This is a genomic window from Chroococcidiopsis sp., from assembly GCF_051657925.1.
Classification (GTDB): Bacteria; Cyanobacteriota; Cyanobacteriia; order Cyanobacteriales; family Chroococcidiopsidaceae; genus Chroococcidiopsis.
Window position 1 is genome coordinate 1 of sequence record NZ_JBOFLP010000289.1, and the last position, 22747, is coordinate 22747.

The window sequence follows — 22747 nt, forward strand, 5'->3', positions numbered from 1 at the left end:
CACCTGTCTATAGAAGAGAAGACTTACAACCAGGAGATTGTATTTTCAGTCCCGCGATCGTCGCGGAAGCCACGGGGACGAATATCGTCGAACCTGGCTGGCAAGCCGAAGTGACACAGAGAAATCATTTGGTGTTGAGCAGGGAGCAGGGAGCAGGGAGCAGGGAGCAGAGGGGCAGAGGGGCAGAGGAGCAGAGGAGCAGGGGAGCAAATACCAATTACCAACTACCAACTACCAACTACCAACTACCAGATCCAGTCATGTTGGAAATTTTCAATAATTTATTTCGGGCGATCGCGGAACAGATGGGTATAACGTTACAAAATACGAGTTCTTCGGTCAATATCAAAGAAAGGTTGGATTTTTCCTGTGCCATTTTCGATTCTCGCGGACAGTTGGTGGCAAACGCGCCTCACATTCCGGTTCATTTAGGTTCTATGAGTGAAAGCGTGACGGCGTTGATTGCCCAGAAAGGAAATAGCTTGCAACCTGGCGATGTCTACGTATCGAATAATCCTTATAATGGCGGAACTCACCTGCCCGATATTACTGTAATTACTCCTGTCTTCCCCGACTCCCCTGTACGGGCGGGTTTGGAACGAAGATTTCTGGTTGAGGCTGACAATCTATCCGACTCCCCTGTACGGGCGGGTTTGGAACGAAGATTTCTGGTTGAGGCTGACAATTTATTTGCTAAACCCGCCCCTACACCCATCTTCTACGTTGCTTCCAGGGGACACCATGCCGATATTGGCGGGATTACTCCTGGTTCGATGCCACCCAACAGCACAACTGTGGAACAGGAAGGGGTATTAATTAATAATTTTCTGCTGGTATCTCAAGGAGAGTTTCGCGAACCGGAGTTAATGCAACTCCTGTGTAACGGGTTGTATCCCGTCCGCAACCCGATGCAAAATCTTGCCGATCTCAAAGCCCAAATTGCTGCAAACGAACGCGGCGTGCAAGAACTCCACAAAATGGTAGAACACTACAGCTTGGAAACAGTCCAAGCCTACATGGGTTTTGTCCAAGATAATGCTGCCGAGTCGGTGCGAAAAGTTATAGAAGGACTCAACAGTGGAGAGTTTGCTTACCAACTCGACAATGGCAGTGTCATTCAAGTGGCGATCGCGATCCATAAATCTACCCGTAGCGCTCGAATCGATTTTACTGGCACTTCTCCCCAACTAGAAACCAATTTTAATGCTCCGGCTGCGGTGTGCAAAGCTGCGGTGTTGTATGTCTTCCGCACGCTGGTAGATGATGATATTCCTCTGAATGCTGGCTGTCTCGAACCTTTGGAAGTTATCATCCCTGAAGGCTGTATGTTGAATCCTCGCTATCCGGCGGCGGTGGTGGCGGGAAATGTAGAGACTTCTCAAGCAATCACCGATGCTTTATATGGTGCTTTGGGTGTGATGGCAGCAGCGCAAAGTACGATGAATAATTTTACTTTTGGTAGCGATCGCCATCAATATTACGAGACGATCTGCGGCGGTTCGGGTGCGGGTGCAGATTTTGACGGCACGGATGCGGTGCATACTCATATGACAAATTCCCGCCTTACCGATCCTGAAGTCTTAGAATGGCGATTTCCAGTCTTGTTAGATAGTTTTAGCATTCGTCCCCACAGTGGTGGTGAAGGCTTGCATCGCGGTGGTAATGGTGTAATTCGCCGCCTTCAGTTTCGCGAACCAATGACAGCTGCAATTCTCTCTGGACGTAGGGTTGTACCTCCCTTCGGCTTGCATGGTGGTAAGCCTGGGGTAGTGGGGAGAAACTACATTCAACGCCAAGATGGTACGTTGGAAGAATTAGGTAGTACGGCGATCGCACAGATGCAGCCTGGAGATATTTTTGTGATTGAAACTCCAGGTGGTGGTGGCTTTGGTGCTTCTAAGAGTCTTTAGGCGATCGCAAAAATCCCCTAAATTTAGCTACCACGCTATCTAAATCTCAACTACTGACAAAAGTAAGATTTAAAGTCAAATTCACATTATTCGTAATCTGTAAATAGATTGATGGCTGCTTGCTCGTTCGTAAAGATAATTAAACACTAATAGGGCAAGAAAATTTAAGCAGGAATAATTTTTTACTCATGTCTGAAGAATTTAAGCAAGGCGATAAAGTTGAGTGGAAAACATCTCAAGGTAAAACTACTGGTGAAGTAGAAAAGAAACTCACTTCTCCTACAGAAATTAAAGGACACCACGTTGCTGCATCGAAAGATAATCCTGAGTATCTGGTAAAAAGCGAAAAAACTGGGAAAGAAGCAGCTCATAAACCAGATGCTTTAGACAAAGTAGAGGAGTAGAATTGAGTTATGAGTCAAGATGTCAAATCTGCGATCGCAGACTTTCATCAAGTCGTCAATATGACTGCTCAAGAGCTTGAAGCTTGGTTAGAAACTGAGGAGTCACAAGCGGTAGGACAAAAAAAGGATGATGACGAATCAACCGGACATAAATCTGGACGACAAATCGTTGAGTTATTGCAAAAAAAAGAGGATGAATATACCGACGATGATATTTCTCATATGAAGAAAGTCGTCAGTTACGTCCACCGTCATAGCGCCCAAAAACCATCGCACAATCTTGAGAATTCGCGTTGGTATTATTCCCTAAAAAATTGGGGTCACGATCCGCTGAAGAAGTGATGTATATGGTAGGGTGCGTCAACAACACACCCTATTGTTAATAGATTCAGAAGTCCTATATATAGCTCGACAATTAAAAAATTATTTAAGCATTTGCAGACAAGAAAGGAATATTTTCAGCCAAAGCATCTTTCACAATTGTTCCTTGTTTGCTTGCCCAATATTGACTCAAAAAATGAATTTGTCTCAAACCGACAACTAAATTCAAGCCAGGTACAAATATCCACCAAACAGTTAGCGGTTCTTTCATTCCTGCTTCTCGATACAGCGCATTCACAGTTTTATACAGCTTGAACTGCACGATATAAATCCAAACCACCCCCAGCAGTGAAAACCAGCCGAACCAACCTGGTACGTCAGGATCGTAAATCCGTAACAATTGGGGAACGACAATCCCTAGTACAAAAGGTGCTAAGCACAGCGTCCCAGACCAGCCATAACCGTTGTAGCGGCGTAATTCCTCTTGAATAATCCATTTATACCAGCCGTAGTACAGCATCAGAGTAGCAACAGACAGTAAAATGACACGCCAAAGAGGACGGGGTTTACCTATGAATCGGTCAGACATATTAACGTAGAACTGATTATTTACATTTCTTCATAATAAATGAAATGATACTGTCTCGATCGCCCATTCTGAGCCAATTTGTGATGTCTCTTGTGTACTCTTGCTTGTTGCAACCGAAAATCTACTGAATATATCCCTTTGAGAGAAATCTAATAACTCGGTTTTTCCGTGAAATTACGGTTGGTCTCATCGTAGGCTAGCAGTATTACTATTTATCAACAAGACGACCAGCTCCGCTTTGCTATCAACTCGGTCGTGCTAGCAACCACTCGCAACACGGATTCCCAGTAAATCCAAGGTTTTGAGTGGTTTTGTCTTAGGGAGTTTGATTGAATAAAGTAAGGTGTTTCCTGCACTCTACGAAGCACGACGCACGAAAGGTAAAAGGTCTTGTAGAATATCTTCGGCAAAATGCTCTTGAGGATAATGCCCCGCTTTTTCAAGTTTGACAATCTCTGCTTGGGGTAGGTTGCTGGCAAATTTCTGTGCGATTTCAACAGGAAGCCAAGGATCGTTTACACCCCAGACAATTAAAAGTGGTTTCTTCCAGTCTTGAAAGCCATCAGCAATTTCTGTCATAGACGGGGACATTTTCAGATTGCGTACTGTCGTCATCAGCGATCGCCCCGCTTTTGAACTTTTCAAAAAAGGCTTGCGAAATACGTCTAAATCTGCATCTGAAATCTGGTAACGGCTACCACCTTCTAGAGTACGATCCACCAATAAAGGATCTTGCGTCGCCATGTCTCCCGCAAAAGGTAGTCCCCACTGTTGCATCTGCCAAGGTAGTTTAGCAGCCGTAGTCAAGGGAGTATTGAGAATGGCAATATTTTCAACGCGATCGCTATGGTGTAAAGCATACTGCAACCCTACCGAACCCAAAAATCCTTGTACGACCAAACAAAAGCGATCGATCTCCAAAGCTTGAATAAACTCATCTAATGCTTGAACAAAAGCATCGGGAGTGTATTTAAAATCCCGCACTTGAGGTTTTGCTGACGAACCAAAACCAATCAAATCAGGGGCGATCGCCCTAGTTCCCTGACTCCCCAAAGCAGGCATAACGTGTCGCCAACCGTAGCTATGGGAAGGTAGACCGTGTAACAGCACCACTGGCAGCAGATCGCTCATTCCAATGGGGGCAACCTCGCGGTAAAACCATTCTAGGGAACCAACATTAATTTGATGTTCTGCAATGGACACGATTTAACTAGGGGTAAGGGGTAAGGGGTAAGGGGTAAGTAAGGAATTAGGAATGAGAACCAACTACCAACTACCAACTACCACTCTTAACCAGAAGATAATATCATTTTGCGGATCGCTTGTGCGGTGGCAGGCGCAAGTAAAACACCGTTGCGATAGTGTCCAGTTGCTAAGAGGATATTGCTAAATCCTGACAGGTAGTCGATTATAGGAGCGGAACGACCTTCAGGACGGGGACGCAAACCAGACCAGGTTTTGATAATATTGGCTGTCGCTAAAGCAGGACAAAAAGCGATCGCCTGTTGCATGACTTCCTCTAACAAGGCTGGTGCTGCCTCGATTTCTCGTCCAATGGCAGGAAATTCCACCGTTGCTCCTACCCAATATTCAGTTGCTTGTTGACCCCTATTTAGAGGGACGATATGCACGTCGTTACCCGTGATGACGGGTTGAAAATCTGTGTTACCCAAAGGGCGATCGAGCTTGAGGTGAATAGCTTGACCTAGTACGGGTACGATGTCAAATTCTAGTTGAGGTGAAGTTTCAGTTGGCAGAGATGGTAACGAGCCTAATCCAGCCGATACAACTAGCCAATCAACATCCAAATGCGATCGCTCTCCAGAAATTGTTATTTGTCTGATGCGGCGATCGTCGGGCAAACCACCTTTAGCATAACTAGAACTGAAATGAGATTCCTCTATTTGCGTTCCAAAGTAGAATTTGACACCGTTGCGTTTTGCCCCCTCAACTAGAGCTAAAGTTAAACTCACCGGATCGACTTGCCGATCTTGGGGCGAGTAAATTGCCCAAGTCGAGGAATTGCAGTTAATTTGCGGACAATAAGACTTGACTTTTGCCCCATCCCAAATTTCTAAAGCTAAGCCTTGAGAGGCGCGAGTAGCGACGAGTTTCTCCCAAGAACCGAGTTCTGCTGCCACGCACAACATCAAAATTCCCTGCCGATTAAAAGGGATATGATGCCCTGTCAGTGCCTCTAATTCTGGAATGAGGGTGTCGTAGCGTTGGATACTTGCCTGTCGCAACTGCCACGCCCTACCCTTAGTTTTATGGCTGATAACACCCATCAAAACGCCCAAAGCCGCTTTTGTTGCTGCTTGCGCTGGCAATTGGCGATCGAAGACAGCAACCTGTAACCCTGGAACTTGGCTCAGTTCGTAGGCGATCGCTGCCCCCACTACACCGCACCCGATAATTACTACTTGAGTCATATGTGAGGAGTGAGGAGTGAGGAGTGAGGAGTGAGGAGTGAGGAGTGAGGAGTGAGGAGTGAGTGATTTGTCTCCCCCAACTTCCCCAGCTCAAGAGTAGCTCTCTTTTCCCGACTCCCGACTCCCGACTCCCTACTCTGCTGTTTGGGGAAGCAACTGAAGAAAGTTGTCGATGTCTGCTATGGCTTCTCTAGCGTTGAGCAAGGCTTTTTTCGCATCACCTTGTTGAGCAGCTTGATCGACCCCTACTAGGTTGTTGAAGAAGTCTCGCGTAATCTGCTTTGCTTTAGATTGATCTTGCGGCAGCAGATTGCGCGTCATGTAGTTCATGGTCAACCGCAGTTCTCCTAAAGGTCCGTGGACGAAATTACCGACATCGATCCAATCTTTTCTTTGTATTAAAGACGGAATTTCTCTGCTGGCGCGATCGCGCAAGCTTTGGATATCGGGAATGTACTGCTGGATCTGCTGAATTTGAGCCGAGCTGTAGGTCGGGGGTACTGTGGCAGTGCTGGGACTACTACAGCCGATGAGAAATGTTGCCAAAATTACCAAAATCAGGGATAAGAACGAGCGATGGCGCAACATAGAATCAATTGCTTGTAACTGCTACTAATCAGTGTCATTTTAGATCGCTAATGGTAACAATCAATCCTAGCTATGGGAGTGAATTCAAAGATTTTAGATTTAAGGCAGAAGGCGAGAGGTGAGAGGTAAGAGGTGAGAGGCGGTAAATCCGAGCTAGAGGGGCGTTGATTTAGCTGTAGTGCCAGCCCTGCCATGCAGCGCCAAGTATCTGACTGTCGATCTTTGCTAGTTCTCGTATCGGCATCTAATTGCCATTGGCTCTAGGGTCGTCAATTCCAGTAAGGTGAGGAGCGTGAATTTTGATTTACCGGAGAGGTCAACTAGTAAAAAATAATTGGAGATTACGTCAATTATTCTTTTTAAGAAAGTCGTTTTGAGTACAGCAGAAAAGCTTTTTGTGTCGAGGACAAAAAAGCTGCGATCGCAGTATACGACTCAGAACCCATACTGAGATTTCTTCAATAACCAAACCAGAAGCCTATATAACCTTCGCTGTAAATGAATGTTGGTGATTTTTGTTAGTACTTCTCTATATTTACCATAGAATAGCTTTATAGTAAAGATTAATTTTTTGCCCCCATAATTTGGTAAATTTCCTAATCGTTGGGTCTGTTGTTTGCTAGATTTTTTGCAAGTTAGTTTATTTTAATTTTGCAGATTTCCAAGTCAAAGCGAAATTAGGTCGTGCGACTACAAACGCAGCAAACATAGAAGTTTACTGTGCTGATTTCTCCTGTTTTATCAGGCAGAAATCAGCAGATATCTTTGATTGAGGTGCGGTAATGACTCGAAAAAATGGATTTGTTGGACGGCGCAATTTGCTCAAACTAGTGGGTGTAGGAGGAGCTAGTTTAGCTGCTACGAGTGCTGCTGGTAACTTTATTTGGGGCGCACAATCTGCTGTAGCGCAACCTGCAAAAATTGAAGACAAGCCTCAGCCAGTCGATCCTAATATGGCTTTGCAAAAGCTGTTAGAAGGTAATAAGCGATTTGTCAATGGCAAACGTCAAAATCCCAATCAATCTCATCTACGCTTGCAAGAAACAGCAGTAGCACAATATCCTTTTGCATCTATACTTGGCTGTGCTGATTCGCGGGTTCCAGCAGAAATTGTTTTCGATCAAGGGTTGGGAGATTTATTTGTCGTGCGCGTGGCTGGTAACGTTGCTAGTCAAACGGCTATCGGCAGCTTAGAATTTTCTACAGCAGTATTGGGTTGTCAACTGATTGTAGTTTTAGGACATAGCAAATGCGGTGCGGTACAAGCAGCAATTAAAGGCGATCCATTACCTGGTAGAATCGGCATTTTTGTTGAGGAAATTAAACCATCTGTAGAACTAGTCAGGCACAAAACAGGCGATATGGAAAAGAATGCCATCATCGCTAACGCACAACATCAAGCACAACAGTTGCGAGAATCATCAACAATTTTAGCTGGACTGATGAAGGAAGGTAAATTAAAAATTGTTCCTGGTCGCTACGATCTAGCAACTGGAAAAGTTACTCTTCTGACTTAGTTAGAGATTAGATAAGAGTGCGATCGCCTACTTTTTTTTGGCATAAACAGCTTCATCAGAACCAATAGAGCTGTTTATTCATCAATGGCGATCGCTCTCAGTAACATCATTTATAGGAAATGTCATGAAGGGCAAGCTTTAGCTGTATATTTAGTAACGAGCACTCTCCGAACGAGCGTCCTACGATTGCGATAAAACTGTTGGCTACTCGTGAATTATTTAGGATGGTTGTAGAATAATATACTTAATTTTAAATGCTGATTTGAAATAACTGTAACTCAAACTAACCGATGTTGAACCGAGTTATATATTATATCTAAATAAGAGTATAATCACTAACATTTATATTGTTACTGTGTAGAAATATTAAAAAATTCTTTAATTAGGTATACTGCGAAAATAATTATGGTAGAAATTTACGCATTACTATGCGTTAAACCTTTATGATTCATCCAGACACGGAGCTACGTCTTGTCAATGAAATTATTGGTTACGGTGTATTTGCTACCAAATTTATTCCTCAAGGAACGATAACTTGGGTAGTCGATGAACTCGATCGAAAAATTGACGAAGCTTATGTATTGTCTCTAGATCGACTTCAGCAAAATCACATTTTCAAATATTCTTTTCGTGACAGAAACGGTGACTACATCTTGTGTTGGGATATTGGTAGATATGTCAACCACAGTTTCCGCGCTAATTGTATATCTACAGCTTATGATTTTGAAATAGCTGTTAGAGACATTTATCCTGGTGAAGAATTAACCGACGACTATGCATGTTTTAATTTAGACGAACCTTTTGAATGCCTTCCAGAACCAGGGTTCGCTAAAACCAAAGTCATGCCTGACGATTTCTTGCTGCTATATCCAGAGTGGGATAGGAAAGTTGCTAATGCAATGAACTACTTCAATCGAGTTGAACAGCCATTGAAGAAGTTTATTTCAAGTAAGTTTATCGATAAAGTGAATGCAGTTGCCGCTGGAGACGAGCGACTTGACTCCATGCTTAATTGCTATTACAACCGTCATCATAAACTAGTGACCGCATAGAATTCATCAAATTATTACGTTGTTTTCTATGTTGCAAAAAAATCTCAAAATCTTACTTTACAGTAGTAACATCTGGTACTTGGGCGAGGGCATGTTTGCTCCAATTTTTGGTTTATTCACTCAAAAAATTGGAGGCAACATTCTTGATATTAGCGGAATTTGGGCTGCATATCTGGTTGCTACAGGAATTTTTACTATCCTAGTTGGAAAGCTATCAGACCGGAATATAAGTAAAGCCAAACTCATGATAATTGGCTATGCTTTAAATGCCATTTTCACATTTTGCTATCTATTCGTATCTTCTCAACTAAGTTTGTTTCTCGTTCAAGTAGGGTTGGGAATTGCTTCTGCTTTAGCAACTCCTACCTGGAATGCTTTATATGCACAATATGAAGATCGAGAAAAGGCAGGACAAATTTGGGGCATGGCTGACGGACAATCAAAAGTCATGACTGGTCTTGCTGTAGTGCTTGGGGGAGTAATTGTTAATTGGTTGTCTTTCAATACTTTATTTATCACAATGGGAACGATTCAAGTTATTGCTACCTTGTATTCCATTCAACTGTTAAGGCAACAGGGACGTGCAGCAACAACTACCGATCGAAAGCATTTGCTAAGAAGACATCAAATAAATCCAAGCGATTGACAAAAGCAAAAGATGATAAATTGCTAGATAACTAAAACTCAAACCACACGCCATAAATTGCCCAAACTGCCATTGCTCGCAAATAATAGCTTGCCCGAAAAGTACCAACAGATGTAATTGCTTCTGGAGTCCGGAATTGCAAGCCATTTTCATAGATTTGATTGACAACTGTTTCTGTTAATTGCAGTGCCTCAGCTTTCATTCCCATTTGCAAGAGAAAAGCCGCCAATCCGAAATTAATTCCCGTCCATACTTCTAATGGATGGGTAGCATTAGGATTTTCAGGAGAACCATTCAGTTTTAAACCGTTCGCTGCCCCAAATTTTCCCTGATGAAATTTCAAAAAGCAAGCATCGTATATAGTTTTGAGAGCAGATAAAGCACATTCTTGCGGTACAATGTCAGGTAGTTTTAATAAACGAGCGTAAAATTGTCCGCAGAGTTGATCTGCCATCACGACATCAGAACCGCTATTGCTATCTAAGCGATAATATTGTCCGTTCCAAAGTTTTTCTTGGTAGATTGGGCGCGATCGCGATAACCAAGTTTGATAAGTGTCGATTGTTTCTTGTAGAGACGTTACATGTAACGTCTCTACAGAATTGAGTAAAATTTTACCAATGGCGATCGCGGCTTCTAAAGCCGCCAACCACAATCCCCCACAATAAGCACTAACACCCTGCAACTTCCAATCATCAAAAGTTTGATCTGGCGCACCAGAATTTTCAGGAATTCCATCGCCATCTTTATCGAAAGTTTTCAAATAGTTGAGGGCTTGAACGATCGCCTCCCAACATGATGCTAAAAACTCTACATCAGTCGCACCTGTCAGTAAATAGTCTCGATATACCTGCAAGACAAAATCGCTGGGTAAATCCTTCCACAAATTGCAATCCTGATATGCCGTGTAATTTGTTTTTTCCCAGACGTGTTCGTTAGGTGCGCCTAAATCGTGAGGTGTTGCACCAGCAACTTTACGCGGTGCGAGGGGCATTTCTGCCCCGATGGTAAGGTAATATCCAATTAGGCGAGGATTGTTGTCACTAGCAGGAATAGCCCGTGCAAAAGCACGCATCACAGCCTTTTCTAACTCTGGAAATAAGATTAATAGAGCAAACGAACCGTAAAGCCGCACGTCAAGGCTTTCATACCAGCGATAATCAATACATTCTAAAATGGCAAACTGACCGATCGGATCGCGCTCTGTTGCCGCACTCCACAGCGTCCCACCGCTGGTAAGATCGTAAAGTTCGTTAAACAGTGCCATCTTAAACCAATCAGGCAGATCGGTTTTATTTAGAATTGGTTGCTGCCAAGCTTGAATTTGGGATTGCCAAGTTCGATCCGAATGTAAAGCTGTACGAGCGATCGCCCAAGCATTTTTACCCGTGCGATCGAAAAAATCTGTATAGCGACGATAATATTTGACCCCAGCAGCAAATTCCGTAACGGGAAAATCCCAAGTTAAGACAAAGGGAATCGTGCGAGTTTCCCCTGGTTGAAGTGTAAAACGAATGGCGATCGCACCTGCAATTTGTTCTCCCTCTACCGCTGGTGTCTCATCTTGTATGTTGGATAAAGCACCTGATTGAGCAAAACTTGTCCATATGTCTTCTCCCGTACCGACAGGATTCCAACGGGTATGATGAAAGACTTCTACACCAGGCTGTTTTGCCGTAGCAATGCACCACTGTCCGTCCCCTTCTTCTGCATCCTCGCTACGATCTCGCCCTAATACGCATCCGACAGACTCGGAATCTTCCACCAACCGATTAAAATTTCCTTGGCTTTCTTCCCAGCGCGATTTATATTCATACACTGGGCTACCATCATCTCTAATTTTTACTTCAGAAGATTTACTGGCATTGGTAAACCACCCCGTCATATTCTGCCAGGACAGCATAATACTCAGAGTTATAGGGGCATTAGTAGGATTATGGGCAGTCCAGACAAATACACCCACTGGATAGCTGCTTTCCTGATAGTTATTTGCCCAAATTGGCGAAAACTGTTCGCAGGTTAAATGAGATTGAAACACACCCTCATACACAAACCAGCTACGAGGATACAACGCATGATACGTGCCTGTGTGGGCGTGTTGTTCGCCCATACTTGGATACCACTGCCAATTCTGCAACTTTCCATCTTCAGGTGCTTCCGTACACAAAGCGTAAGCCTGACGAGATGCACTCTGTTCAAACACGCTTTCAAACACGCCAAACTGACAAGCAGGCATCGGCTGAAAAATATGCTCGCCGCCATCCACCTGCCACAAATTAAAATCACCTCTAGAAGACCGACCGATACAACCCGCACCAAAGCCCCCTAAAGGCATACCGTGCCAGGGACCATCATCTAAATTACTTGCGGTACGGACAGTATAAGGCTTATCCCAGCCCAGACCGATAGGGCGCTGCCAGGTACAGTTAGGAATGTTCATCATTAAGGTGCTGAATTGCATCCCATAGATTTTACTCTTGGATTTGGTAATTGGTAATTGGTAGTTGGTAGTTGGTAGTTGGTAGTTGTAAATTTTGACTCTTGTACAGGTGGGTTTTGACTAAAGATTTATTGCCTCAGTTGTCAATTTATTTGCTAAATCCGCCCCTACGACTTACGACTTATAGTCCTGCATACCACTCGTAGCCTTGGTCTTCCCAGTAGCCTTTGACGGGTAGGAGGCGATCGCTGAGGATGATGTTAGTGACCCATTTACTTTGCTTGTAACCTAGTTTAATTGGCGAGGCGAGACGTAAAGGCGCACCGTTATCTATCGGTAGAGGTTGCCCGTTTTTCTGATATGCCATCAACGTTTGCGGATGCATACACGAAGCTAAATCCCAGCTTTCGTAGTAGCCATCAGCGGATTTAAAATAAACGTATTTTGCCTCGGGTTTAGGTTGGGCAAGATTAATAATATCTCGCAATCGAACTCCACCCCACTGCACGATCGCCGCCCACCCTTCCACGCAGACGTGACGAATCACCATTGAGGCAAGGGGCATTTGTTGAATTTCTGTCATGCTGAGGCTGAGGAATTTATTGACTGCACCATCGACAACGAGGCGAAACTTAGTTGGATCGATTTTTGGAGTAAAGTTAAATGAGTTAACAATTAATGCTTCTGGTTCAATCTCGCTAATTGGAAATTCTGGTGCGAGTTTTTCAGAATTGAAAATTAAAGTTTCAACTTTTTGGTTCAATGGTTCGGAAACTTTACCGACTATATCTTCAAGTAAAGGCGTGCCGCACCCACCTAATAATAAACTGAAGCTGGAAAGCCCAGAAAGTTTTAGAAAGTGACGACGTAATAGTCTCTGGCGGGGGATTTGAATCTGATTCATATTATTATAAATAAGCTTACCAAAACATCGATTCTAAAAGGCGATCGCCACCCACTTTTCGTCCTAATAAGGCGTGGATTGTGGCAAAGACGATCGCGATTGGTACTGTGGTGAAGTGAACGATTCGCAACGCTTGCCAATCGCCAAAACAATCGACAATCCAATGAAATTGAGCGGGTTTGTACATACCCAAGCCGCTAAATATAGCAAGTAATAAAATGGGAACGATCGCCGTATAAGCGATCCGATGCCATGCATAAGCACGACGCTTTTGGTTTTGACTCAATTTCAGTGCTTTGATGTCTTTATCGCTGACAAATCGATGTTTCCAACGACGGGAAACGAGGATATAAATTCCATAAAACACCAAGTTGAGCGAAAACAGCCACATTGCAGCAAAATGCCAGTGTCTACCACCAGCCAGCCACCCTCCAAGGGTAAAAATTGGCGGAATATGCCAGCCTGCACGCCCGCCAAATACGGGGTTAGCATTGTATATTTGCAGTCCACTGGTCAGCATGATAAACAAGCTAACAATATTTACCCAATGAAAAATTTTGGCTGCAATATCTTGCCTGGGAAGTCGAGACAGAGATTTCATGTCAGTTATCAGTTATCAGTTATCAATTATCAATTATGACTTAACTACCAATGACCAATGACCAATTACTAATTACCAATTACTAATTACCAATTACCAATATTATGACCCTTCATCTAATAACAGATTTTATTGGCTTGGACTACGTTGCTGGTGACTCACCTGTCAGTTATTGGTATGAAGGTTATTGTCCTCAGACGGGTAAATTATTGACCCTACCCCGCACTCCTTTTGTAGAAGCGATCGCCTCTGGGTTGAGGCAACAGCTTGCTACTGACGCGCGGTATTCCCATGAGGGGAAAATGTATGGCGTGTTGCTTGTCGAGACTGCTGCTGGGGAACAGCGAGTGCTGAAAGCATTTTCTGGGCTTTTGCATGGTCGTAGCACGGTTGCAGGTTGGGTGGGGGCGATCGAGGGCAAAGAGCTGGCTTTAGAAGAAGCCCGTACCCTGGATATGTTAGCAGCAATGAAACAAGAGCTAATTGCCTTGCAACAAATCCCAGAGCGACAAGAGTATGCAACGTTAGTGCAGGATTTTGAAACGCGCTGGCAGCAACTTACAATCCTACATCGCGATCGCAAGCAACAAAGGCAATCTCAGCGCCAGGTATTTCAAGATACCCTCGCAGGCGTTGCTTTAGTAGAAGTGTTAGCGCAACTGGACGAACAAAGTCGTCAGGATGGGATCGATCGCAAGCTATTTAAGCGTCAACGAGATCGTCTGTTACAACCGCTCCAACAGGCGATCGAGCAAGCAGATAAGAGAACGCACGAGTTGAAACAACAGCGGAAAAGTTTATCTAGGCAGCTGCAAGCACTGATGCACGCTAGCTATAGGTTGAGCAATTTTGCAGGGGAGTCTCTGCCACTACAGCAGTTGATGGCGGGTTCGCTACCTACTGGAACTGGGGCTTGTTGTGCGCCAAAGTTGTTGCATTACGCAGCAACTCATGACTTGAAGCCACTGGCAATGGCGGAGTTTTGGTGGGGATCGCCTTCGACTAATGGCGAGAAAGTGCAGGGGGAGTTCTATGGAGCCTGTGCGGAGCGCTGTCAGCCGTTGATGGGGTTTTTGTTGTCAGGTTTACAGCGTCGATCCCCCCAACCCCCCTTACAAAGGGGGGCAATGAGATCCCCCCATCCCCCCGAAGATCGGGGGGCAATCAGATCCCCCCAACCCCCCTTACAAAGGGGGGCTAAGAACGGCTTTGTTTCTCCCTTTTCAAGGAGAATTAAGGGGGATCTTCAAGATCTGTGCATCCAAACCAAGGAATCTATTCTTTATGAAGACGAGTGGCTGATTGCTGTAAATAAACCGCCAGGACTGCTCTCCGTTCCTGGTCGTTACAGCGATCGCTACGATAGCGTCGTGTCTCGCTTACGTTATTTGCTACCTGATGGGATGGCGATCGCCGCCTCACATCGTTTAGATTTAGAAACATCAGGTATTTTGCTACTAACTCGCGATCGCGCCTCTTATCGTCATCTGAGCCAGCAATTTCAACAGCGGCGAGTGCGTAAAGTTTATGAAGCGGTACTTGCCGGATGCGTGAGGCAAGAAAGCGGTACGATTCAACTGCCACTTTGGGGAGATCCCAGCGATCGCCCTTATCAGAAAATTGATGCACGGGGAAAACCTAGCTTAACGGAATTCCAAGTCATAGCAAGATCGAAGGATTCTACTCGGATTCAGTTCTTTCCATTAACAGGACGAACTCATCAGCTTAGGGTTCATGCTGCCGATTCTAGAGGTTTAGGAATACCCATTTTGGGCGATCGCTTGTACGGTTGTCGCGCCCAAGTAGAGCGTTTACACTTACACGCGAGAGAACTTTGCTTCGAGCATCCATACTCAGGCAAAAGTATTTCTTTATATGCAGAAACTCCATTTTGACAGCTATCACTTATTAGTATGATTCGACCGATCGCACCAGATGAAATGACCGCACTGATTGCCCTAGCCGAGACGACCGGACTGTTCGAGCCGAATCAACTTGAGGAACTTAGCGAAATGCTGTCCGATTACTTCGGCGGTGACCGCAACAGCGATCGCTTCTGGATCGTCGATGACGACAATGGACTGGTGGGGGTCGCCTACTGCGAGATGGAACGGATGACTGATGGGACGTGGAACCTACAATTGATTGCTATCCGACCCGATCGCCAAGGACAAGGACGTGGTGCAACCCTGCTACACTATATCGAACAAATGTTGACGGCAAACGGCGGGCGCGTGCTGCTGGTGGAAACGTCGGGACTGCCGGACTTCGAGCGCACGCGAGCGTTCTACCGCAAGTGCGGTTATGACGAAGCAGCGCGAATCCGCGACTTCTACAAAGCAGGCGATGACAAGATTGTTTACCGCAAAGCATTATCCGCTCAAGTGTAGTAAGCTGGCGCAGTGGTTTCCCTCACTCCTCACTCCTCACTCCTCGCTCCTTACTTTTCACCCTGCTAAATCCTAGTAGGACTGCAAGAACGATCGCTGCTACTACTGCGGTTATTGAAATGGCAGGATTATTGAGAGATAAATGACGAATTGCGATCGCCACATACGCCCAAACAAATACCAGCGTAAAGGCGATATCTGCCCGTTGAATCGCAACTACAGAGGCGATCGCTGCACCGACAAGTAACATAATTACAGTCCATCCTAGAGGGCTTATGCCCCAACCATCCCAATTAGAGATATAAAGAGCAGAAGCAATATTGACAATTGTTGCCACAGAGATCCAACCTAAATAAATACTAAATGGGGCGTGTACCAGCCATTTGAATTCGCGCGATACTCTTGTGCCAATGTCTAATTGCAAGTAAGCTCCAATTAATGAGATTAGAATTGCTAGCATTGCTATTACTGAAAGCCAAAATAGCTGTAGGGTGAAGAGATATACCCAAGCAATTTGAGCTAGACAAGCAATAATTAGCAAGACATCAACTCGATGCAGAGTTGAATTTTGGCGCTGTGCTGGAAGAAACTGATAAATGCCATAGGCAATTAGTCCGAGATAAATTAATCCCCAAATGGCAAAGGCATAATTTGCTGGCGTAATTTGCACGCCTTGAAGAATGGTGTTGGCAATTTCACCAATATTTAATCCTCGAACTGGAAAGAAATTTGACAAGACGTTAACGCCGAGTGTCGCCAGGATAGCGAACAGCGTTGCTAAAGATAGTATGCCTTGCCTACCAGAACCTTGTGTGGATGCTTTCATAGATGTTTTCTCAAGCCTCGATCGCAGATGCACGCTCTTATACTGGCTCTCTTATACTGGCTTTATATTTGGAAAAGATTGCCCCTCTACGGTTGGATCGCTCGATCCTGCTACGGGTTGAATATCGCAGTGCGTGCTATTAGCTGCTATGTTAGCCACGATTTCTGCAACTACATCTGGTTGAGCAGATGAGACAAGCGTAGAAGGATAAACCGCTTTTCCCCAAGTTGGATGGACGATCGCGGCACACTGACCGCTACGATCGATTGTATAGCCCAGGGTAGCGCCAACAACTTTCACATCGCTCAACCGCACTTGACCAGGAGGAGAAGTCATAGGAAAACCAGTGCGTGGGTCAAACATATCTGCTAAGTATCCCATTGTTCCCAGTTGGGCAATGATTTGGCTGCCAAATTCTAGAAAATGTTGCCGAAATTCGTTCTTATAGATTTCTGTCTCAACTGTCCGTTCCAAGAAAGCAAATTGACACAGTTGTAAAACTACAACTACAGATAAAACTGGCAACGACCAACTCGGTAAAAGCCGGTTTAAATGAGTGCGAATGAATCTAGGAGCTGGGTGAACTGAGTATTGCAGCATTTAATCAATTAATATGCTTGCTGAATATCTTCTAGAGCTTTTTGTAAATCTGGTGCGTGCAGCCAACCAACAAAGCCTGCATACACACATTCTCCGGTAGGAGAGGCAACAAAGACACAATCAATACCAAATAAGTTCTTGCAAGTGCGAATAGTAGCACCATTTGGCAGTGCGATCGCAATTTGGGCTTTCTCAAAATCGCGGCGATGACCGTCTGTCATGCCTGGTACTGCCTGCAACCGTTGTACGATATCGTCATAGACGATCGCCTCACCGACATTAGCATCCATCCAAAAGTCTTGAATGATGGTGGCAACCGTAGGATAATTTCGCAAAACAGCATGAGCTAGCCCTGGCAAGCAGATAAACCGAGCATTTTGAAATTTGGTAGATTCTACTGGAACTGTGCCATCGCTACCACCATCAATGTCTCCGGCAATAACTAATGTGGGAATTATAGAGGCGATCGCGGCTGCAATTGGCTTACGATTTTTTCCCAGATCGCCAGCAATCCCAATTCCCCAATTTAAAGGATCGATCGCCCGTGCCAAATCTGCGCCACCGACTGGCGATGCAATCAAAACCAACGAGTGAATTCTAGACCACCACTCGGGATGACGGTGCAACACTTCCAACCAGATCAAACCACCCATTGAATGACCGATAATCTTCAGCGGTACGTCTGGATATTTGGCAATCTGTTCGCTAGCCAGCTTTTCCACTGCCTGAATCAAAGGCTCAATTCTCACCCAAGTTTGAACGTAACCCAGACTCGGCGCAAAAACTGGAATTGTATCTGTGACCAACCGACGCGCCAGTAGCATCATGGCACGGTTATCATCTGCCCAGCCGTGCTGCACGAATAAAAGAAATGCCGGATCGACCAATTACACCAATCCCCTACACGAATATGTCTGTAAGGGTGGGTTTACGGTAAAACAAAATTTTTGACCGATCGATACTTTAAACAAATCCACCCCTACCACTAACCACGACTTGCTGAATAATTGCAGCCTCCATCTCTGCTAGTTTAGCTCCCGCGATCGCGAGATTGTAGGGAAAAGGACGGGGACGAGGAATATAATCTCGCGGTTGCGTCGGACGATGGCGCAGAACGGCATTAACAATCGTGCAGGGTTCGGAATCTAGATTTATTGCACCGTGTAGCACGCCTGGGGGAATTTTAACAACTTGAGGCAGGCGATCGCTCAATGGAGTATAGCGATACTGCTTATTTTCTAAAGTCACGAGGGCTAAACGCCCTCTAACAACTAAAATCTGGTCTGTCTGAGATTTGTGAACGAACAGATCGTCAATCGTGTGCGGTGGAATTTGTACCAACATTGTCTCGTGGCTGGACTGGGGAGTATAAAACTGAGCCATTCCCCCTTGAATTGAAGCTAGCGGATAGATCTCAATACCCCGATGAGCAGCCATACCAAACCCGTTTAGACTAAGTGGTTCGCTCCTAATCTAACCCAGTTTTCTGTAAAAAAGTGTTGCGCCAGCAACAGACTGTAACCAAGTGTGATATAGAAATTGTCGAGACGTTACATGTAACGTCTCGACAATTCTCAATTGGCAGAAAACGTCAAACTATCAGGGTGGGCGGGATCTCCTTGCATTGTCACCCCTCTCCTATTTGCTTGCAGGTGGCGCAGAATTTTATAAATTGCCTCAATTTGGTCTGTGGCTGCGGCTTTCTCGGCAATTTGTGCCAGAGATAAAGGAGTTTTAGCCTCTTGCAGGACTTGCAAGACTTGTTTTTGCAAATCTAACACCACGGCGGCTGCTTTTTTGCCTGCTTCTACGCCAGGTTGGTGGTAGGCGTTAATATTCACTAGCGAACCATAAAAACCTACAGCTCGTTCGTAAAGGGCAATTAATGCGCCTACTGTGTGGGGGTTGACTTGGGGAATGGTAATGGTAATGGAATCGCGCTGTTTTTCATACAAGGCTTGGCGAGTTCCTTGGAGGAAGCCAGAGAGATAATCTCCAGCAGTTGCGCCTGGATCGATTTCTGGCGAGGACCCCGAACGGTCTTCCAAGACTTCGATAAAGGTAGCAAAGAAGTTAGGTACGCCTTCGCGCAATTGCTGGACGTAGGCATGTTGGTCGGTCGAACCTTTGTTACCATAGACGGCGATTCCTTGGTGGACGATGTTACCGTCAAGGTCTTTTTCTTTACCCAGAGATTCCATCACCAATTGCTGCAAGTAACGGGAAAATAGTAAGAGGCTGTCTTTATAGGGCAGCACCACCATATCTTTTTCACCGCGTCCGTTTCCAGAGTAATACCAACTGAGGGCAAGTAGGGCGGCGGGATTGGTTTTGAGATCGGCAACGCGGGTTGCTGCATCCATTTCTTTTGCGCCAGCCAGCATAGCGCGGATATCAATGCCCTGCAAAGCGGCTGGTAGCAAGCCGACGGCGGACAGTTCTGAAGTGCGTCCTCCCACCCAGTCAAACATGGGGAAAGTGGCTAGCCAGCCTTCTGATTTTGCCTGTCGATCGAGTTTGCTATCGGGAGTCGTGATGGCGATCGCGTGTTTGGTAAAGTCCAAATTGTGACCTGCATAGGCTGCTTTGAGTTCAATCGTGCCGTTACGCGGTTCTGGCGTGCCTCCAGATTTGGAAATGACGATAACTAAAGTGCTGGTGAGACGATTTCTCACCCGCGTTAACACGCGATCGATCCCCGCCGGATCGGTGTTGTCAATAAAGTGAATCGCCAGGGGGGGAAAATCAGGAGCCAAAGCTTCAGCGACAAATTCGGGACCGAGTGCCGAGCCGCCAATACCAATAGAGATAATATCAGTGTAGCGGGGTGCTTGGGGCGGATGAATTGCTCCGCTATGAATTTTTCGGGCAAAGGTTTCAATTTGGTCTACAGATTCAACAATCTCTTGTTTAATTTCTGGAGTTGGAGCCAGATCGGGATCGCGCAGCCAGTAATGTCCTACCATCCGATTTTCGTCAGGATTGGCGATCGCCCCTGCTTCTAAAGCCGCCATATCCGCAAATGCTTTCTCTAACTTGGGCTGCAACCCCTCTACAAATGCATCGTCAAATCGCATCCGACTGATATCTACGTAAAATCCGAGTCCGGCGTGATAATAGAGCCAGTCTTGATAGCGTTGCCAAAGTGCCGCAGCATCCATAACAATTCTCTACTTACTGTTTGCGCTAATAACAAGTTTTAGTTTAAAGGAAGCTGTTGCTTGCATTTTGCAGTCTTATATAGTTTTTAGTGTTGACTAGATAGCTGGCTTGCGGCGTACTCCTTTAGTTCGATTTCCCATCGCTACCAAAGTATTCTCTGTAGCTGCAAATTTTGTTCCCCCGCACAAAGATGCGATCGATACTGACTCCTGCCTTCGTTAGGTTAAAATCTTTTAGCACAAAAGCAAACATTCCCTAGTGTGGCGATTGGTTTAGCAACGCTTATGTTAGATTTAAATGCCCTGATGAACGACCCAGCAATTATCGGTTGGGTTGCCTATATCTTGTTTCTGACAGTTTCTACAGCAATTTTTGCCCTGTTTAGCTTGGGGTTAAACTTGCAATGGGGTTTAACGGGGTTAATTAACTTTGGTCTGGTTGCTTTCATGACTTTGGGAGCATACACGACTGTATTATTAAGCATGTATGGCGTGCCCCTAATAGTAGCAACGCTAGCCGGAGCTTTGGTAGCGGCTCTACTAGGATGGTTAATTGGTTTATCAACACTAAGGTTGCGAGAAGACTACTTAGCAATTGTCACGATTGGGGTATCGGAACTCATTCGCTTGGTGGTCAACAATCAAGATTTGCCAACTCCTAATACTCCCACACCTGGGGCTTTTGGATTGCAGGGATATCCTCTACCATTAACAGATTTTAACCCCGACACGGTGATGAAATGGATAATGGTAGGGCTACTAACATTAGTTGTTGGTGTGTGTTACTGGAAACTTTGGAAATGGGTGATTAAGGGGCGAGGAGTGAGGAGTGAGGGGCGAGAAGATAAGAAAAAGCTGTCGATACTAAATCTAGTCATGAGAATAATTATAGGTTTAGTGACGACGCTGTTAATTTTTGTTCCCTACGCATCTGGAGCTATTGGACTATACAACTTCACCGACTACGAAAAATCGGGATTGATGCTGATCTCTGTGTTGGTGTTAGCTTTTGTCGTGTGGCGGTTGGAAGTGCTAGCGCGATCGCCCTGGGGAAGGGTATTAAAAGCAATTCGCGAAGATGAGGAAGTTGCCCGCGCTTTAGGAAAAAACGTCTTTTGGTATAAATTGCAAGCGTTAATGTTAGGCGGGGCGATCGCTGGGATTTCTGGTGCTTTGTATGCATGGCAGCAAACTTCAGTTTACCCGAATGATTTTCAGCCGCAGACAACTTTCGATGCTTGGATTATGGTGATCTTAGGTGGTGCGGGTAACAACTTCGGTACGATCCTCGGTGCAGTTGTTTTCTTTGCTTACGACAGCGCTACCCGTTTTGTCTTACCTAAAATCGTACCCCTCGATGACGTGCGCCTGAGTGCGTTTCGGATTATGGTTATCGGCTTACTACTGATGATATTGATGATTTGGCGACCACAAGGAATATTAGGTAAGAAAGAAGAATTGACACTTGGAAAGTAGTCACTGGTCACTGGTCACTGATAACAGCTCCCTACTCCCTCACAAAAATGGAAGCAAAAGATATACAATCCCAACCAATGCCACTATTATCAGCTAGCGGTCTTACCAAAAGTTTTGGCGGGATTAAGGCTGTGGATAATGCCGATCTCGAAGTAGCGAAAGGAAGTATTACAGGATTAATTGGTCCCAATGGTGCGGGTAAGACAACTCTATTTAACTTACTGTCAAATTTTATTCGCCCCGATCGCGGCTGGGTAATTTTTGACGGCGCGCCAGTGCAGCAATTGAGAACCTATCAAATTGCCCTACAGGGAATGGTACGCACGTTTCAAGTCGCACGGACGCTTTCGCGGCTAACAGTCCTAGAAAACATGATGCTGGGGGCGCAAAAGCAAGACGGAGAGAACTTTTGGCGGTTGCAATTTCAACCTTGGGCGATCGCCAAAGAACAGCAAATCCTGCGAGAACAAGCGATGACGCTACTAGAGTCGGTGGGCTTGGCGCATATGGCGCACGAGTATGCGGGGGCGCTATCGGGAGGACAGCGCAAGTTATTGGAAATGGCAAGGGCGTTGATGACGCAACCCAAGTTAATTTTGTTAGACGAACCTGCGGCAGGTGTCAATCCGAAATTGATCGAACAAATTTGCGATCGCATTCTAACTTGGAACCGCGAAGGTATGACATTTTTGATTATCGAACACAACATGGATGTGATTATGTCCCTATGCGATCGCGTTTGGGTCATGGCAGAGGGGCGCAACTTAGCTCATGGTAGCCCAGAGGAAATGCAACAACATCCTCAAGTTCTAGAGGCATATTTAGGTAAATAATTCAATACTGTTTTCAAATTTCAAAGATTTGTATCGCTTCAGATAATCTCTCTTAAG

General features: G+C 45.2%; 22 protein-coding genes and 1 pseudogene. 10 read left to right on the forward strand and 13 right to left on the reverse strand.

Features of this window, described 5'->3' with window-relative positions; translation table 11 throughout:
* The 3 genes from ACRC32_RS23470 to ACRC32_RS23480 all read left to right on the forward strand — a co-directional run.
* On the forward strand, positions 1-1910 hold a 1910-nt coding region (locus ACRC32_RS23470), incomplete at its 5' end, for a hydantoinase B/oxoprolinase family protein (RefSeq protein WP_438556242.1).
* 188 nt (positions 1911-2098) lie between these two features.
* A complete protein-coding gene (locus ACRC32_RS23475; RefSeq protein ID WP_106546206.1) occupies positions 2099-2314 on the forward strand; it encodes a DUF2945 domain-containing protein in 216 nt (71 codons plus the stop codon).
* A 9-nt stretch (positions 2315-2323) separates the two neighbouring features.
* Positions 2324-2656 carry a DUF3140 domain-containing protein gene (locus ACRC32_RS23480; RefSeq protein ID WP_438556243.1) on the forward strand — a complete coding sequence of 111 codons (333 nt, stop codon included), beginning with the start codon at positions 2324-2326 and terminating at the stop codon, positions 2654-2656.
* Between the two features lie 85 nt (positions 2657-2741).
* Here the strand turns inward: ACRC32_RS23480 and ACRC32_RS23485 are convergent, their stop codons facing one another.
* The 4 genes from ACRC32_RS23485 to psbQ all read right to left on the reverse strand — a co-directional run bounded on the left by ACRC32_RS23485 (position 2742) and on the right by psbQ (position 6244).
* Positions 2742-3224 (reverse strand): hypothetical protein, encoded by a 483-nt coding sequence (locus ACRC32_RS23485; RefSeq protein WP_438556244.1) that lies wholly within the window; start codon positions 3222-3224, stop codon positions 2742-2744.
* Positions 3225-3581: 357 nt separating this feature from the next.
* Positions 3582-4427 (reverse strand): alpha/beta fold hydrolase, encoded by an 846-nt coding sequence (locus ACRC32_RS23490; protein WP_438556245.1) that lies wholly within the window; start codon positions 4425-4427, stop codon positions 3582-3584.
* Between the two features lie 86 nt (positions 4428-4513).
* Complete coding sequence (locus ACRC32_RS23495) at positions 4514-5656, reverse strand: NAD(P)/FAD-dependent oxidoreductase (RefSeq protein ID WP_438556246.1); 1143 nt, start codon at positions 5654-5656, stop codon at positions 4514-4516.
* A 132-nt stretch (positions 5657-5788) separates the two neighbouring features.
* The gene (psbQ, locus tag ACRC32_RS23500) at positions 5789-6244 is read right to left on the reverse strand and encodes a photosystem II protein PsbQ (protein WP_438556247.1); all 456 of its coding nucleotides are present in this window, start codon (positions 6242-6244) and stop codon (positions 5789-5791) included.
* Between the two features lie 782 nt (positions 6245-7026).
* Between psbQ and ACRC32_RS23505 the strand changes: the two genes are divergently transcribed.
* The 3 genes from ACRC32_RS23505 to ACRC32_RS23515 all read left to right on the forward strand — a co-directional run bounded on the left by ACRC32_RS23505 (position 7027) and on the right by ACRC32_RS23515 (position 9459).
* Positions 7027-7761: a carbonic anhydrase gene (locus tag ACRC32_RS23505; RefSeq protein WP_438556248.1), complete on the forward strand. Its 735-nt coding sequence runs from the start codon at positions 7027-7029 to the stop codon at positions 7759-7761.
* Between the two features lie 443 nt (positions 7762-8204).
* Positions 8205-8813: an SET domain-containing protein gene (locus tag ACRC32_RS23510; protein ID WP_438556249.1), complete on the forward strand. Its 609-nt coding sequence runs from the start codon at positions 8205-8207 to the stop codon at positions 8811-8813.
* 28 nt (positions 8814-8841) lie between these two features.
* Entirely contained in the window at positions 8842-9459 is a 618-nt protein-coding gene (locus tag ACRC32_RS23515) for an MFS transporter (protein WP_438556250.1), read from the forward strand.
* A 31-nt stretch (positions 9460-9490) separates the two neighbouring features.
* Here ACRC32_RS23515 and ACRC32_RS23520 read toward each other — a convergent pair whose 3' ends face one another.
* The 3 genes from ACRC32_RS23520 to ACRC32_RS23530 form a co-directional block, all read right to left on the reverse strand.
* Positions 9491-11902 carry a GH116 family glycosyl hydrolase gene (locus tag ACRC32_RS23520; protein ID WP_438556251.1) on the reverse strand — a complete coding sequence of 804 codons (2412 nt, stop codon included), beginning with the start codon at positions 11900-11902 and terminating at the stop codon, positions 9491-9493.
* Between the two features lie 178 nt (positions 11903-12080).
* Positions 12081-12803 (reverse strand): molybdopterin-dependent oxidoreductase, encoded by a 723-nt coding sequence (locus ACRC32_RS23525; protein ID WP_438556252.1) that lies wholly within the window; start codon positions 12801-12803, stop codon positions 12081-12083.
* Between the two features lie 16 nt (positions 12804-12819).
* Entirely contained in the window at positions 12820-13404 is a 585-nt protein-coding gene (locus ACRC32_RS23530) for a cytochrome b/b6 domain-containing protein (protein WP_438556253.1), read from the reverse strand.
* A gap of 101 nt (positions 13405-13505) precedes the next feature.
* Here ACRC32_RS23530 and ACRC32_RS23535 point away from each other — a divergent pair, with 101 nt between their 5' ends.
* Positions 13506-15299: an RluA family pseudouridine synthase gene (locus ACRC32_RS23535; RefSeq protein WP_438556279.1), complete on the forward strand. Its 1794-nt coding sequence runs from the start codon at positions 13506-13508 to the stop codon at positions 15297-15299.
* A gap of 18 nt (positions 15300-15317) precedes the next feature.
* Complete coding sequence (locus tag ACRC32_RS23540) at positions 15318-15794, forward strand: GNAT family N-acetyltransferase (protein WP_438556254.1); 477 nt, start codon at positions 15318-15320, stop codon at positions 15792-15794.
* 22 nt (positions 15795-15816) lie between these two features.
* On the opposite strand, the gene ACRC32_RS23545 is transcribed toward ACRC32_RS23540, so the two are convergent.
* From ACRC32_RS23545 to ACRC32_RS23570, 6 genes and pseudogenes are all read right to left on the reverse strand, one after another.
* Entirely contained in the window at positions 15817-16620 is an 804-nt protein-coding gene (locus ACRC32_RS23545) for a tryptophan-rich sensory protein (RefSeq protein WP_438556255.1), read from the reverse strand.
* A gap of 51 nt (positions 16621-16671) precedes the next feature.
* On the reverse strand, positions 16672-17220 hold the full coding sequence (locus tag ACRC32_RS23550) for a methylmalonic aciduria and homocystinuria type D protein (RefSeq protein WP_438556256.1): 549 nt from the start codon (positions 17218-17220) through the stop codon (positions 16672-16674).
* 8 nt (positions 17221-17228) lie between these two features.
* Positions 17229-18107: an alpha/beta hydrolase gene (locus tag ACRC32_RS23555; RefSeq protein WP_438556257.1), complete on the reverse strand. Its 879-nt coding sequence runs from the start codon at positions 18105-18107 to the stop codon at positions 17229-17231.
* A 76-nt stretch (positions 18108-18183) separates the two neighbouring features.
* Complete coding sequence (locus ACRC32_RS23560; protein WP_438556258.1) at positions 18184-18657, reverse strand: cupin; 474 nt, start codon at positions 18655-18657, stop codon at positions 18184-18186.
* A 137-nt stretch (positions 18658-18794) separates the two neighbouring features.
* Complete coding sequence (locus tag ACRC32_RS23565; protein WP_438556259.1) at positions 18795-20381, reverse strand: glucose-6-phosphate isomerase; 1587 nt, start codon at positions 20379-20381, stop codon at positions 18795-18797.
* Between the two features lie 124 nt (positions 20382-20505).
* Positions 20506-20598, reverse strand: a pseudogene (locus tag ACRC32_RS23570) (nuclear transport factor 2 family protein); the annotation flags it as partial.
* 68 nt (positions 20599-20666) lie between these two features.
* On the opposite strand from ACRC32_RS23570, the gene ACRC32_RS23575 reads away from it, so the two are divergent.
* Together ACRC32_RS23575 and ACRC32_RS23580 are read left to right on the forward strand one after the other, a co-directional pair.
* Positions 20667-21857: a branched-chain amino acid ABC transporter permease gene (locus ACRC32_RS23575; RefSeq protein WP_438556260.1), complete on the forward strand. Its 1191-nt coding sequence runs from the start codon at positions 20667-20669 to the stop codon at positions 21855-21857.
* Positions 21858-21904: 47 nt separating this feature from the next.
* Complete coding sequence (locus ACRC32_RS23580) at positions 21905-22690, forward strand: ABC transporter ATP-binding protein (protein ID WP_438556261.1); 786 nt, start codon at positions 21905-21907, stop codon at positions 22688-22690.
* The last annotated feature ends 57 nt before the right edge of the window (positions 22691-22747 follow it).

What these genes read in the sequence shown, in the direction of transcription:
- psbQ (WP_438556247.1), bottom strand. Translation starts at nt 6,244, where the DNA reads ATGTTGCGCCATCGCTCGTTCTTATCCCTGATTTTGGTAATTTTGGCA.
- ACRC32_RS23580 (WP_438556261.1), top strand. Translation starts at nt 21,905, where the DNA reads ATGGAAGCAAAAGATATACAATCCCAACCAATGCCACTATTATCAGCT.
- ACRC32_RS23525 (WP_438556252.1), bottom strand. Translation starts at nt 12,803, where the DNA reads ATGAATCAGATTCAAATCCCCCGCCAGAGACTATTACGTCGTCACTTT.
- ACRC32_RS23530 (WP_438556253.1), bottom strand. Translation starts at nt 13,404, where the DNA reads ATGAAATCTCTGTCTCGACTTCCCAGGCAAGATATTGCAGCCAAAATT.
- ACRC32_RS23505 (WP_438556248.1), top strand. Translation starts at nt 7,027, where the DNA reads ATGACTCGAAAAAATGGATTTGTTGGACGGCGCAATTTGCTCAAACTA.
- ACRC32_RS23510 (WP_438556249.1), top strand. Translation starts at nt 8,205, where the DNA reads ATGATTCATCCAGACACGGAGCTACGTCTTGTCAATGAAATTATTGGT.
- ACRC32_RS23575 (WP_438556260.1), top strand. Translation starts at nt 20,667, where the DNA reads ATGTTAGATTTAAATGCCCTGATGAACGACCCAGCAATTATCGGTTGG.
- ACRC32_RS23540 (WP_438556254.1), top strand. Translation starts at nt 15,318, where the DNA reads ATGATTCGACCGATCGCACCAGATGAAATGACCGCACTGATTGCCCTA.
- ACRC32_RS23565 (WP_438556259.1), bottom strand. Translation starts at nt 20,381, where the DNA reads ATGGATGCTGCGGCACTTTGGCAACGCTATCAAGACTGGCTCTATTAT.
- ACRC32_RS23480 (WP_438556243.1), top strand. Translation starts at nt 2,324, where the DNA reads ATGAGTCAAGATGTCAAATCTGCGATCGCAGACTTTCATCAAGTCGTC.
- ACRC32_RS23495 (WP_438556246.1), bottom strand. Translation starts at nt 5,656, where the DNA reads ATGACTCAAGTAGTAATTATCGGGTGCGGTGTAGTGGGGGCAGCGATC.
- ACRC32_RS23545 (WP_438556255.1), bottom strand. Translation starts at nt 16,620, where the DNA reads ATGAAAGCATCCACACAAGGTTCTGGTAGGCAAGGCATACTATCTTTA.
- ACRC32_RS23560 (WP_438556258.1), bottom strand. Translation starts at nt 18,657, where the DNA reads ATGGCTGCTCATCGGGGTATTGAGATCTATCCGCTAGCTTCAATTCAA.
- ACRC32_RS23515 (WP_438556250.1), top strand. Translation starts at nt 8,842, where the DNA reads ATGTTGCAAAAAAATCTCAAAATCTTACTTTACAGTAGTAACATCTGG.
- ACRC32_RS23520 (WP_438556251.1), bottom strand. Translation starts at nt 11,902, where the DNA reads ATGATGAACATTCCTAACTGTACCTGGCAGCGCCCTATCGGTCTGGGC.
- ACRC32_RS23475 (WP_106546206.1), top strand. Translation starts at nt 2,099, where the DNA reads ATGTCTGAAGAATTTAAGCAAGGCGATAAAGTTGAGTGGAAAACATCT.
- ACRC32_RS23485 (WP_438556244.1), bottom strand. Translation starts at nt 3,224, where the DNA reads ATGTCTGACCGATTCATAGGTAAACCCCGTCCTCTTTGGCGTGTCATT.
- ACRC32_RS23550 (WP_438556256.1), bottom strand. Translation starts at nt 17,220, where the DNA reads ATGCTGCAATACTCAGTTCACCCAGCTCCTAGATTCATTCGCACTCAT.